Here is a 12,511-nt window from a genome sequence, read left to right as displayed (position 1 = left end):
CAACTCCTTCGTTCTCCGGAACGCCCAAACAAAAAAATCCTGTTCGGCTTCCGCAAGCCGGCGCGTGGCGAAATCATGGCGGAGCTTTCAATCTCAAGGAGATCGCGCCATGTTCGCCCTGTCCCTGCTGCGCCGGAGCGCCATTACGCTCGCAGCGGCCCTGCTGCTGGGCGGTGCCGCGCTTGCCAATTCCGGCCCGCTCGTCACCACCGACTGGCTGGAGAAGAATCTGAGCGATCCGAAGGTGCGGATCGTCGAGGTCAGCGTCGAGCCCGGCCTTTACGAGCGCGGCCATATCCCCGGCGCGCAGAATGTCGTCTGGCATACCGACCTCGTCGATACGGTCGAGCGCGACATCGCCAAGCCGGAGAAATTCCAGGCGCTCGCCCGCAAGCTCGGCCTCGACAAGGACGTCACCATCGTCCTCTACGGCGACAGCAACAACTGGTTCGCCGCCTGGGGCGCCTGGGTGTTCGACATCTACGGCCTGCGCGACAACGTGAAGCTGCTCGACGGCGGCCGCAAGAAATGGGAGCTGGAGAAGCGCCCGGTTTCGACCAATCCACTAACGGCCAAGGCTTCCGCCTTCACCGTGGCCGAGCCCAACCGCAAGCTGCGCGCCCGGCTCGCCGATGTCGTCGCCACCGTCGAGAAGAAGTCCGAGGCGCGCGTGCTCGACATCCGCTCGGCCGATGAGTTCTCCGGCAAGATCATCGCGCCGGCCGGCTTCCAGGAACTTGCCCTGCGCGCCGGCCACATCCCCGGTTCCGTCAACGTGCCCTGGGCCCAGGCGGTCAACCAGGCCGACGGCACGCTGAAATCGCCGGAGGAATTGAAGAAGCTCTACGCCAATGTCGGCATCGACGGCTCGAAGCCGGTGATCACCACCTGCCGCATCGGCGAGCGCTCCAGCCACACCTGGTTCATCCTGTCGCGCGTGCTCGGCTATCAGGTCGCGAACTATGACGGCTCCTGGACCGAGTACGGCAACACCGTCGGCCTGCCGATCAGCAACCCCGCCGGCACCGTCTGGGGCGGCAAGTAAGCCGCCGCCGCGCCGATGAGCCTGTCCGACGAAAGCGGCGCGCTGGATTACCAGCGCGCCCGTGAAACGACCATGGCGGCTCCGGCTGCCGTGGCCGAGCGCGCTTCCGGGCTGTCCCGGGGCATCCTCGCCGCGCTTGGCCTTACCGCCCTCCTCGCACTGGCGATCATCGGTATCGGCCGCCATGGCGATCCGGCGCCGCAGCTGCAATTGTCGCTCATCCTCGGCGCCACCTTCGGCTTCGTGATCCAGCGCTCGCGCTTCTGCTTCCTCTGCATCTGGCGCGACTGGCTGGACCGCCGTGATCCGCGCGGCCTGCTCGGCATCGTCACGGCGCTGGCCGTCGGCATCACCGGCTACACGCTGATCTTCGGCGCCTGGCTGCCGGACCCGTCGGGCACGCGCCTGCCACCAACAGCCCATATCGGACCGGTAAGCCTCGCGCTCGTGCTTGCCGGCCTCGCCTTCGGAGCGGGGATGGCGCTTTCAGGATCCTGCCTCAGCGCCCATCTCTACCGTCTCGGCGAGGGCTCGCCGACCGCGCCTTTCGCCCTGCTTGGGGCCGTCGGCGGCTTCATCCTGGGCTTCCAGAGCTGGAACGGGCTCTATCTCTGGACGATCGCGGGGGCGCCGGTCCCATGGCTGCCGCGCCATCTCGGCTATGGCGGCGCGCTGGCCACGTCCCTCGCCGTCCTGGCCGCCTTGGCCTGGCTCCTCCTGCGCAAAGGTAGCCTTCCCGCGCGGCCGGAACCGCCGCGCGATCCTCTCGTCGCCGTATTCCGGCAACGCTGGCCGGCCTGGCTGGGCGGCCTGCTCGTCGGCCTGATCGGGGTTGCCGCCTATCTGCGCGTATCGCCACTGGGCGTGACGGCCGAGATCGGCTCGCGCTCGCGCCAGCTCGCCGGTGCCTTCGAGTTGCTGCCGTCTCGGCTCGAAGGTCTCGACAGTTTCCGCGGCTGCGCCACCGTCATCCGCGACACCGTGCTGACGCCGAACGGACTGTTCATCGCCGGCCTCGTCGCAGCCGCGCTGATCGCGGCGCTGGCTGCGGGCGAATTCAAGCCGCGTCGGCCGACCGGCGGCCAGGCGCTACGTGGATTGAGCGGAGGCCTCCTGCTCGGCTGGGGCACCGTCCTCGGCCTCGGCTGCACCGTGGGCACGCTGCTCTCGGGCATTTCGGCTGGCGCCCTCTCGGGCTGGGTCTTCGCGGCGGCGCTCGGCATCGGCGCCACCGCTACGCTGAAGCTCGGACGGTGGGCAGGGTGGCCCCTGTAAGGCGCGAAGGCGAACGAGAAGCCTCGCGCTGGGCTACGAGAAACGTCAAAACGGGTTGATGCCGTCGGTGATCGCGATCTGCCGCAGCATCTCCCTGCGGGTGACATGCGCGATCCCGGCGTTTTACCCGGCCACTGGCGCCCGGCGTGAATGCCAGCGTGCAAACCAATATGTCGCGGCATTTGAAGCGAGCCATCGACGCAAGCTATTCTCTTGTTCACATGGGATGGCAGTGATGAGCGAGGGGGCCGATCAGTGCTGGAGATTTCGCAGCGCTTTCCGCGCTCACATGCGACGAGCGACCGAGCGGCCCCTGTTTCTCGCCCAACGCATGCGGCCTGACGAGAAACGTCCTCCGCCGCCGCAGCGCGGCACTCCATCGATCGCGGCCGTGTTTCATGCCGCGACGGTGCTCGCCGCCGCCTGTTTTTTCATCTTCGCAGGTTCGCAAGCAAGCGCCGCCAGCAAACCGCCGCTGTTCCTGCGCAGTTGCACCATCACGCCTCCGGACCCGGCTCCGCTTTTCTCCTTCTCCACCGCCTCGAAGCCCCCCGCGGCAAGCGATGAGGACGACGACGCCGATGATGAGGACGACGAGGATCAGGATGACGAAAGCCCTCGCGGCTTCGTCTCGCCGGGCTCAGGCACCTGCATCGCCGTGTCCGGCTCGGTCAATGCCGGGATTCAGCGCGACGACTACAAGGCGAATGCGCTGGCGCGGGCGACCGGGCTGGTCCCGCAGAGCGCGACCAGCTTCCCCCTGAGCACCACCTTCCGGATCGAGACCGGACAGACGCTTGCCAATGGCAGCTATCTGGCGAGTGCCTTCGAATTCTCGGTGGACACGACCAGCGAGGGCGGCAGCGAGCTCACGATGAGCGAGGCCAGCGTCACCTTCGGCGCGTTCGTTTTCGGGTTGGCAGGCTCGCGCTTCGATTTCTGGGCCGGCGACGAATTCGCCTTCGTCGGGCGGGTTCCGAGCCGCACCGTGGCGCTGATCGGCTATGAGCGCCAGCTGACCGAACAGCTCAGCCTGTCGCTTTCGGCCGAAGACACCTCCGCCGACCGGCGCGCGGTGTTGCCGACCCGGGGAAATCGTGTGCCCGACGGTGTCGCGCGCTTTCTCTACGAACAGGGCGGATTGACGCTGCACGGGGCCCTCGCGGCGCGGGACTTGCCGGGTGGCGGCTCCAGCCGCGTTGGCCGGGCCGCGATCCTCGGCGCGACCTGGGAGAAGACGCTTCTGGGCCGACCGATGAAGCTGACCGCCCAGGTCGCCGGCGCCGTGGACGCGGCGACCTATATCGGCTCCAGGCTCGATCAGCGCACAGCCTTTTCGGTCCTGACCGGCGACCTGACGACGCGCGGCTGGTCCGGCGTCGCCGCGATCGGGCGGGAATGGACCGACGAATGGTCGAGCAACGCCTATGTCAGCCGCTACCGGCTCTCGATTCCGAACGCCTCCGGGCTGGCTGGCCGTATCCAGATCGACCGCGTGGCGGCCAACCTGGTCTGGGCGCCGGTCGATGGACTGCGCCTCGGTCTCGAGGGCTCCGTCGCCTGGCAGAAACTCGACATCGCCGGAAACGCGCGCGCGGCGAGCCTTTCCGGCCGGCAGAGCTCGGCACAGCTCTTCCTCGAACGAACCTTCTGATGCGGCGCTCGATCGCGCAGGCGTCGGCACGGGCCAGGCGGTGGGAAACCATCAAGCAGCAGCGACCTTCGCCGGATCGAGTCTCTCAGTGCGTGGGAGCGGCCGTGATCGTCATTGCCTCTGCCCCTCCCCGGCGAGGCAGGCGCGCGCCTGCAGCGCCATCACACGTTCTTCGTTCGCCTTGATCACGACGACGTCGAAGGCGCCGAGAAAGCGCAGGCGCTCGACGATCGCATCGCGTATGGGCGCCGCGTGTTCGCCGATGCCGCCGGTGAAGACGAGCGCGTCGATCCCGCCGATGACGGCAGCCATGGATGCCGCGAGCTGCGCGACCTTGAGCGCGAAATAGTCGAGCGCGAAGCGGGCGCGCGGGTCGTCGCTTTTCAGCAGCGTCTCGACATCGTTGGAGAGGCCCGACAACCCGAGCAGGCCCGAGCGCTCATAGAGCGCGTCCGAAACCTCCTGCGCGTTCATCCCCAGGCTCTGGAACATGTAGAGCACCGCCCCGGCATCGAGCGCGCCGCAGCGCGTCCCCATCGGCAGGCCATCGAGGGCCGTCATGCCCATGGTCGTGTCGATGCTGCGCCCGCCCAGGATGGCGCAGAGGCTGGCGCCATTACCGAGATGAGCCGCGACGACGCGGCCCGCATGGAGCTCCGGATGCTCCTCGGCCAGCACCAACTCCAGCCATTGGTAGGACAGGCCGTGGAAGCCGTAGCGGCGGATGCCCTTGTCGCGCAGCGCCTGCTCGAGCGCGAAATTGTGGGTGAGAGCGTCGTGCCGGGCGTGGAAGGCGGTGTCGAAACAGGCGATGTTCGGCACGTCGCCCATCAGGCGCCGCGCGGCGGTCACTGCGGCGAGGTTGTGCGGCTGATGCAGCGGCGCCAGCGGCGAAAGCGCCTCCAGCGCCGCGAACACCTCGGGCGTGACCACGACCGGATCGACGAAGCGTTCGCCGCCATGGACGACGCGATGGACGATCGCCGTCATCCGCCAGGCATCGTTATGGCAGTCGACGAAGGCGAGGACAGCGGCAAGAGCCGTGTCATGGTCGCAGGCCGGCGGCAGCGCAATGCGCTCCCGGGTGCCGTCCGCGAGGCTCGCGTCCATGGCGGGTTCCGGTTCGCCAAGGCGCACGGCCTTGCCGCGCGCGAGCACGTCGAGATCGCCGACGCGAAAGACCTGGAACTTGAGGCTGGACGAGCCGGCGTTGAGGACGAGGACGGTGTCGATCACTTGATCCGCCCCGTGCGGCGCGCTTCCGCCAGGAGGACGGCCAGCGCGCAGGAGAGCAGGCGTGCGCGCAGATTGTCGGCGCGGCTCGTCAGGATGATCGGCACGCGCGCGCCGAGCACGATTCCCGCAGCATCGGCGCCGCTCAGGAAGGTCAATTGCTTCGCCAGCATATTGCCGGCCTCGATCTCGGGCACGAGGAGGATATCGGCATGGCCGGCTACGGTCGAGGTGATGCCCTTCTCCTTCGCCGCTGCGGCGCTGATCGCATTGTCGAAGGCGAGCGGCCCGTCGACGATGGCGCCGGTGATCTGGCCGCGATCGGCCATCTTCGAGAGGGCGGCGGCGTCGAGCGTCGCCGTCATATGAGGATTGACGGTCTCGATGGCGGCCAGCACCGCGACCTTCGGCAATTCGTCGATGCCATTCAGCGCGACATGCCAGAGATTGACGGCGTTCTGGACGATATCGGCCTTCGTCATGAGATCGGGCGCGATGTTGACCGCGGCGTCGGTGATGATGAAGGGCTTGGGATAGCTCTCGATATGCATCACGAAGGCGTGCGAGATGCGCCGCTCGGTCCGCAATCCGGAATCGGCCCGGACGACCGCGCCCAGCAGCTCGTCGGAGTGGAGCGAGCCCTTCATCAACGCATCGAGCTCACCCGCGGCGGCCAGCGAGACCGCCTTCGCCGCGGCTTCGTGGCTGTGCTCGGTATCGACGATCTCCCAGGGCGAGATGTCGATGCCGGCTTCCTGCGAGGCAGCGCGGATGCGGCCGGCCGGGCCGATCAGGACAGGCGCTATCAGCTGCTCGCTGACGGCGTCGGCCACCGCCTCGATCACATTGGCCTTGACGGGATGCACCACCCCGGTCCGCACGGCCGGAAGAGCCTCGCAGCGGCCGAGCGCGAGCCGGAAATACTCGGATGAGGTCAGCGTCGTCATGGCGCCTCTCTAGCTTTGAGCAACGAGCCAGCGGGCGATGCCGGGCCATGTCTCGCCCAGCGTCTTGCGGCCCATGAACAGGCCGATATGGCCGCCGGGCACCAGCTTCTTCTCGATCTGCTTCTTCGGCGTGCCGACGAGGTCCTCCGCTGCGAAGACCTGCTCGCTGGTGGTGATGTCATCCTCGGCGCCGGCCAGCAGATAGACCGGGCAAGTCACGTCCTTCAGGCTGAGGCGCCGGCCGAGGCCAACGAACTCGCCCTTGGCGAAGCGATTGCCCTTGAAGATCTGCTCGATGGCCTGAAGGTAATAGACGCCCGGCAGGTCGAGCGGGTTCTCGTACCAGGCGGCGAAGGTCTCGGTCCGGTCGAGATAGTTGCGGTCGGCGAGATTCTGGTAGAGCCGGACGAACTTGTCGACGTAGTGCTCTTCGGGATGCATGTTCTTCCAGCCCGCGAGCATGAAGCGTCCCGGCATCAGCCCGCGGCCGGCCCGCACCATCGCCTGATAGCTTTTCAGCGGCATGGTCTGGGCCATCTGCTTGATCGGGCCGTTGCCCGCGTCCGCATCGATCGGCGAGCCCGCCAGGACCAGAGACCTGACCTTGTGCGGGAAGCGCGAGGCGAGCATCGCGCTCAGCCAGCCGCCCTGGCAGAGCCCGACAAGGTGCACCTCGCCGCCGAGATCGTCGATCGCAGCGTTGAGCTCGGCCAGATAGGTGTCGATGCTGAAATAGCGCATTTCCTGCGTCGCCGGCTTCCAGTCGGTGACGAGGACGTGTTCCACGCCGTTCTCAAGCAGAACCTCGACGAGGCTCTGGCCCTTGTCGTAATCGGCAATGGTCGCGCCATGCCCGGCATAGGGTGCGTCGACGAGAACGGGAATGCTGCCGGGGACGGCCCTGCCGAACTCGCGCAGGCGCATGGTCGGCAGGTCGAGGCGCACCGTATTGGGCGTCGCCCAGTCCGGCGGCGGCGGGCGGGTGATCTTCACCGCTTCGGAGAGGAAATCGAGATTGCGCTCGGTCAGGCGCAGCGCGGCATCGACCGGCCAGAACCAGGGCAGGCTGAGTTCCGCGGGGCGGTCGCCATCGGCCTTTGGGAGGGGATTCGTCTTCTTGCGGGCGGTCATGTCGAGCGGAGCCTCCTCCCGTCAGGTCGGAACACTAGGAAGCCGACAGCGCGATGACAATTGATCGGAGGGTCTCCCCTCCCGCGGCAAAACCGCCCTCACGCGAAGATCACTTTCCGGAAGCGGGCGAGCGCGAAGGCGAAATAGGCCGCGCCGATCGCGATGATCTTGGCGATCTCGGGCCAGACCACGTCGAGGCCGGCGCCGCGGTAGAGCACGCCTTGCGAGAAGGCGACGAAATGCGGCGTCGGCGAGAAGACCCGCATGATCCATTGCAGCCAGATCGGCATGCTCTCCATTGGCGTTGTCGCGCCGGACAGAAGCTGCGTCACCACGAAGACCGGGATCGCGAGCAGGCCGAACTGCCCCATCGTCGTCGCCAGCGTGCCAAGCAGGATGCCGAGCGCCGCGACCGAAAAAGCATAGATCGCCGTGCCCAGCACGAAGATCAGGAGCGAGCCGACGATCGGCACGCCGAGCGTCCATTCGACGACAAGGACAAGCGAGGCCACCGCCGCGACGAGGATGACCAACGCGTTCGCCACCATCTTGGCGAGCATGATCTCGACCGGCGTGACCGGCATCACCAGGAGGTGCTCGACCGTGCCCTGCTCGCGCTCCCGGATCAGGGCCGCGCCGGTCAGGATGATCGTCAACAGGGTGACGTTGTTGAGCACCTGCATGACCGAGCTGAACCAGCCGGAGTCGAGATTGGGGTTGAAGCGCGCCCGCACGACGAGATTGATCGGCAGCGCCGTCGCGGTCTCGCGCCCGGCCTGCCGGTTCGCGATCTCCTGCGCGATGATCTGCTGGATATAGACCGCGCCATTGCCGGCCTGGGTCATCGCGGTGGCATCGATATTGAGCTGCAGCGCCGTCTGCCGCCGGGCCAGCAAGTCCGCCTGGAATTTGGGCGGAATCTCCAGCACGAAGACGAGCCGGCCGGAGTTCATCTCGGCGTCGATCTCCGAGGCGGCGATGCGCTTCGAGACCTTGAACAGCGGCGGCCCGAAGGCGCCGAGCAGCGAGCGCGAGAATTCCGACTGGTCCTCGTCGACGATCCCGATGGTGAGGTCGCGCGCCTCCAGCTTCACGCCGGTCGCGACCGTGTAGACAGCGATGCTGAAGGTATAGGCCACCAGCACCAGCATGATCGGGTCTGCGCGCAGGCTGCGCAGCTCCTTCACGACGAGGCGCAGGATGTTCTGGAGATGGATGACGAGCGCGGCCATCTCAGGCCTCCTGCTTGCGTAGCGCCAGCTGCGCGACGACGAGGAAGAGCAGGAAGAAGAAGCCCAGCATCACCAGATTGGGCCAGAGCTCGGCTGCGCCCAGTCCCTTGGTGAAGACGCCGACGCTGACCGGCTGGTACCAGGCCGGCGGCAGGCTCATGCCGATGATCCGGCCGCCGCCGGAGAGCGAGGCGACTGGCACCATCAGGCCGGAGAAATTGACTGCCGGAATGATCGACAGGATCGCGGTCGCGAAGACGGCCGAGACCTGCGTGCGGGTGAAGCTGGAGATGAGCTGGCCGAAGCCGGTCGTGGCGGAGACATAGAGCAGAGTCGCCAGCACCAGCACCCAGGCCGGGCCCTTGATCGGAACCGCGAAGACGGTAAGCGAGATCAGCGCCAGCATGACGAAGCTCGCCATCGCCACCGCGATATAGGGCAATTGCTTGCCGAACAGGAACTCGAAGCGGCTGATCGGCGTCGAGCGGAAATTGGCGATCGAGCCGGTCTCCTTCTCGCGGACGACGCCGATCGCCGACATGATCGCCGGGATCAGGATCAGCATCAGCATAATCACGCTCGGCACCATCGCATTGGCGCTTTTGAAGGCCTGATTGTAGCGGAAGCGGGTTTCGATCGTGACCGGCGACGGCGCATGGCTCGACGCCGCCTGTGCAGCCGCGAAGCCCTGCGCATATTGCGTCGCCAGGCCGGTGACATAGCCGCGCGTCGTCTCGGCCCGGAACGGCATGGCACCGTCAAGCCAGACCGAGAGCTCCGGCGCGCGCGCCGCCATCAGGTCGCGGCCGAAGGAGGGCGGGATCTCGATCGCGAGCTGGATCTCACCGCTTCGCAGGCGCTGGTCGAGTTCAGCCGCGGAGCGGATCGGCGCCTGCTCGTCGAAATAGCGCGAGCTGGAGAAGGCCTCGACCAGTTGCCGGCTCTCCATCGAGTTGTCCTGGTCGAAGGCCGCGAATTTCAGGTTCTCGACATCGAAGGAAATGCCGAAGCCGAAGGCCAGCATCAGCAGGAGCGGCCCGAGGAAGGAGAAGCTCAGCCGGATCGGATCGCGCAGCAGCTCCATGGTCTCGCGGCGGGTGCAGGCCCAGAGCCGGCGCGGATCGAAGCGGCGGGCCGGGGGCGCCGGCCGGGTCGCGGCGGCAGGCACCGCAGCCGCCTCCGGAGGCGTATCAGCGATGCCGGCAGCCTCCTTGAGATAGGCGATGAAGGCCTCTTCGAGCGTATCGACACCGCGCTTCTGCACGAGCTCCGGCGGGGTGCCGACCGCGAGCACCTTGCCGGCATGCATGAAGGAGATGCGGTCGCAGCGCTCCGCCTCGTTCATGAAATGCGTCGACAGGAAGATCGTCACGCCGTCATCGCGCGAGAGATCGATCAGCGTGCGCCAGAAGGCGTCGCGCGCGATCGGATCGACGCCCGAAGTCGGCTCGTCGAGGATCAGCATGGCCGGCTTGTGCAGGACGGCGACAGCGAGCTGCAGGCGCTGCCGGATGCCGAGCGGCAGGCTCTCGGGCCGCTCGTCGGCGACATCGGCCAGATCGAAGCGGGTCAGCAGCTCCGTGATCCGGCCGGGGATCTCGGCCGGCGGCAAATGATAGAGCTCGGCATGGAGCACGAGATTCTGGCGGACCGTCAGCTCGCTGTAGAGCGAAAACGCCTGCGACATGTAGCCGACATTGCGGCGCGTCTCCATGTCGTCGGCGGCGAGCGGCTGGCCGAAGAGCCTGGCCGTGCCTTCGCTCGCCGGCAACAGGCCCGTCAGCATCTTCATCGTCGTCGACTTGCCGCAGCCATTCGAGCCGAGAAAGCCGAAGATCTCGCCGCGGCCGATGCGGAAGCTGACATGATCGACCGCGACGAAATCGCCGAAGCGGCGGGTCAGGCCCTCCGCCTCGATCGCGGGCGTGGCATCGTCGCCCACGACCCGCGGCCGCAGCACGACCTCCCGGTGCTGCGCGCGCTTGGCTTCCGGCAACAATGCGACGAAGGCGCCTTCCAACGTCGATTGCCCGGCCTTTTCGCGGAGTTCGGCGGGCGTGCCGGTGGCGATCGCCTTGCCGTCATCCATCGCCACCAGCCAGTCGAAACGCTCGGCCTCCTCCATATAGGCGGTGGCGACGATGACGCTCATGCCTGGCCGGCGGGTACGGATCGTATCGATCAGGTCCCAGAACTGGCCGCGCGAGAGCGGATCGACGCCCGTCGTCGGCTCGTCGAGGACGAGCAGATCGGGGTCATGGATCAGGGCACAACAGAGCGAGAGCTTCTGCTTCATGCCGCCGGACAGCTTCGCGGCAGGCCTGGCCTCGAACGGATCGAGCCCCGTCGCCTTCAGCAATTCGTCGATGCGGCTGCGGCGCTCGGCCGCGTCCTGCCCGAAGAGCCGGGCGTGGAAGTCGATATTCTCGAAGACCGAGAGCGTCGGGTAGAGATTGCGGCCCAGTCCCTGCGGCATATAGGCGATGCGCCCGCGCCGCGCCTCGCGCTCGGCCTTGATACCGAGATCGCCGCCAAGCGCATGGACGCTGCCCTGCTGGATGACCCGCACCCCGGCGACCAGCGCGAGCAAGGTCGATTTGCCGACGCCGTCCGGCCCGATCACCCCGATCATACGGCCGGCGGGGATATCGAGGGTCAGAGCGTCGAGGGCGATCGCCTGGCCATAGCGGTGCGTGACCCCCGCGAGGCTGGCGGCAGGGGCAGCCTCCGTCATGGCAGCTTCACGGCGAGAGAATCGGGCCATTTCGCGCTGGGGGAAGTGCGGACGAAGCCGAGGCCGCGTACGCCCGTCTTCACCTGCCGGTGATATTTGGCGAGCAGCTCGCGATCGACCTGCAGCTTGGCCCGGAAGACCAGCTTCTCGCGCTCCTCGGCGGTCTCGACGGCCTTGGGCGTGAACTGGGCATCGGCCGCGACAAAGCTCACGGTCGCCGGAATGACATATTGCGGCACGGGATCGAGGATGATGCGCGCCTCGTCGCCCAGCGCGAGCTGCCCCGCCTGCGCGGCCGGCAGGTAGATCGTCATGTAGACATCCGAGAGGTCGAGGATCGTAACGACGCGCGTGCCGGCCGCAACCACTTCGCCGGCCCGGGCAAGCTGGTACTGGACGCGCCCGCTGCGCGGCGCCAGCAGCACGAGATCGACCAGGATCGCCTTGATCTGCTCGGCATCGGCCTCGGAGGCATGGATCGCGAACTGAGCCTGATCGCGCTGCGCCTGGGCGGCCCGCAGCGCCGCATCGGCCGCATCGGCCTTGGCCGAGCGCTGGTCGTCGACCTGCTTGCTGAGATAGCCCTTCGCCACCAGCTCCTTGCCGCGCTCGGCATCCGTGCGGGCGAGGATCTGGTCGCTCTTGCGCTGGGCGATCAGCGCCTCAGCCTCCGCAAGTGCCTGACGGGCGCGCAGAACCTGCGCCTGCGCGGACCGCAACTGCGCTTCGTATTCTGGCGACGAGATGCGGGCGATCACCTGCCCGGCGGTAACCTCGTCCCCCTCCTTCACAGTGACCTCAGCCAGGCGGCCGGCATATTTCGAGGACACGTCGACCTGCGTCGCCTCGATGCGGCCGTTGGTCTTGACGATGCCTTCCGGCATCGTGTCGCCCCGCAACCTCTCGATCAACGCCCTGATACGGGATTGCGCCTGCACGCCTGGCGCCGGCAGGACGAGTGCAGCGAGAAGGATTGCTGCAACGGCTCGAAAGCGGCGCATCTTGCATCTCCGAAGAAAGCGGCGGAACCGGTATAGGCTATCGCCTTAGCATGCGGGACGCAGCCGACGAGGCCAAGCCGCGACTTCGCGTCACAATGCCTCGTCAGTTCCTTCCGCTGGAAGCAACGTCTGCGATGCCGGTCTCTCTCGCCAGCCGCGTTTGGTGCTCGACAACCGAGCATGCCGGCTCTGGCCCAACGGCCGATGCATTGCAGCCGCACGGCCAGAGGGCTTGCTCCCATTGAATGGGGGCGAGATA

9 protein-coding genes are annotated in these 12,511 nt (G+C 67.2%); 3 read left to right on the top strand and 6 right to left on the bottom strand.

Features of this window, described 5'->3' with window-relative positions; genetic code table 11:
* The first annotated feature begins 109 nt into the window (after positions 1–109).
* The 3 genes from NUV79_RS18860 to NUV79_RS18850 are packed head-to-tail and all read left to right on the top strand — an operon-like array spanning position 110 to position 3,974.
* Complete coding sequence (locus NUV79_RS18860) at positions 110–1,045, top strand: sulfurtransferase (protein ID WP_257734604.1); 936 nt, start codon at positions 110–112, stop codon at positions 1,043–1,045.
* 15 nt (positions 1,046–1,060) lie between these two features.
* Positions 1,061–2,320 (top strand): YeeE/YedE family protein, encoded by a 1,260-nt coding sequence (locus NUV79_RS18855; protein ID WP_257734603.1) that lies wholly within the window; start codon positions 1,061–1,063, stop codon positions 2,318–2,320.
* A gap of 58 nt (positions 2,321–2,378) precedes the next feature.
* Entirely contained in the window at positions 2,379–3,974 is a 1,596-nt protein-coding gene (locus NUV79_RS18850; RefSeq protein ID WP_257734602.1) for a porin, read from the top strand.
* Between the two features lie 111 nt (positions 3,975–4,085).
* Here NUV79_RS18850 and NUV79_RS18845 read toward each other — a convergent pair whose 3' ends face one another.
* The 6 genes from NUV79_RS18845 to NUV79_RS18820 form a co-directional block, all read right to left on the bottom strand.
* Positions 4,086–5,210 (bottom strand): acetate/propionate family kinase, encoded by a 1,125-nt coding sequence (locus NUV79_RS18845; RefSeq protein WP_257734601.1) that lies wholly within the window; start codon positions 5,208–5,210, stop codon positions 4,086–4,088.
* Positions 5,207–6,154 (bottom strand): bifunctional enoyl-CoA hydratase/phosphate acetyltransferase, encoded by a 948-nt coding sequence (locus NUV79_RS18840; protein WP_257734600.1) that lies wholly within the window; start codon positions 6,152–6,154, stop codon positions 5,207–5,209. Before NUV79_RS18840 ends, NUV79_RS18845 begins: the two co-directional genes overlap by 4 nt.
* Positions 6,155–6,163: 9 nt before the next feature.
* On the bottom strand, positions 6,164–7,285 hold the full coding sequence (locus NUV79_RS18835) for an alpha/beta fold hydrolase (protein WP_257734599.1): 1,122 nt from the start codon (positions 7,283–7,285) through the stop codon (positions 6,164–6,166).
* Positions 7,286–7,383: 98 nt separating this feature from the next.
* Positions 7,384–8,517, bottom strand: coding sequence for an ABC transporter permease (locus tag NUV79_RS18830; RefSeq protein ID WP_257734598.1), 1,134 nt, complete (start codon positions 8,515–8,517; stop codon positions 7,384–7,386).
* Position 8,518: 1 nt separating this feature from the next.
* Entirely contained in the window at positions 8,519–11,251 is a 2,733-nt protein-coding gene (gene rbbA / locus NUV79_RS18825) for a ribosome-associated ATPase/putative transporter RbbA (protein WP_257734597.1), read from the bottom strand.
* Positions 11,248–12,252 (bottom strand): HlyD family secretion protein, encoded by a 1,005-nt coding sequence (locus tag NUV79_RS18820; protein WP_257734596.1) that lies wholly within the window; start codon positions 12,250–12,252, stop codon positions 11,248–11,250. Before NUV79_RS18820 ends, rbbA begins: the two co-directional genes overlap by 4 nt.
* Between the last annotated feature and the right edge of the window lie 259 nt (positions 12,253–12,511).

Origin of the sequence: Allobosea sp. 47.2.35, from assembly GCF_024655635.1 — a bacterium.
Taxonomy (GTDB): domain Bacteria; phylum Pseudomonadota; class Alphaproteobacteria; order Rhizobiales; family Beijerinckiaceae; genus Allobosea.
The sequence above is the reverse complement of the archived record's forward strand: the minus strand, read 5'-3'. Positions and strand labels throughout refer to the sequence as shown.

Coding starts and splice junctions, on each gene's coding strand:
- NUV79_RS18835 (WP_257734599.1), bottom strand. CDS start 7,285: ATGACCGCCCGCAAGAAGACGAATCCCCTCCCAAAGGCCGATGGCGAC.
- NUV79_RS18860 (WP_257734604.1), top strand. CDS start 110: ATGTTCGCCCTGTCCCTGCTGCGCCGGAGCGCCATTACGCTCGCAGCG.
- NUV79_RS18830 (WP_257734598.1), bottom strand. CDS start 8,517: ATGGCCGCGCTCGTCATCCATCTCCAGAACATCCTGCGCCTCGTCGTG.
- NUV79_RS18820 (WP_257734596.1), bottom strand. CDS start 12,252: ATGCGCCGCTTTCGAGCCGTTGCAGCAATCCTTCTCGCTGCACTCGTC.
- NUV79_RS18855 (WP_257734603.1), top strand. CDS start 1,061: ATGAGCCTGTCCGACGAAAGCGGCGCGCTGGATTACCAGCGCGCCCGT.
- NUV79_RS18840 (WP_257734600.1), bottom strand. CDS start 6,154: ATGACGACGCTGACCTCATCCGAGTATTTCCGGCTCGCGCTCGGCCGC.
- NUV79_RS18850 (WP_257734602.1), top strand. CDS start 2,379: ATGCCGTCGGTGATCGCGATCTGCCGCAGCATCTCCCTGCGGGTGACA.
- rbbA (WP_257734597.1), bottom strand. CDS start 11,251: ATGACGGAGGCTGCCCCTGCCGCCAGCCTCGCGGGGGTCACGCACCGC.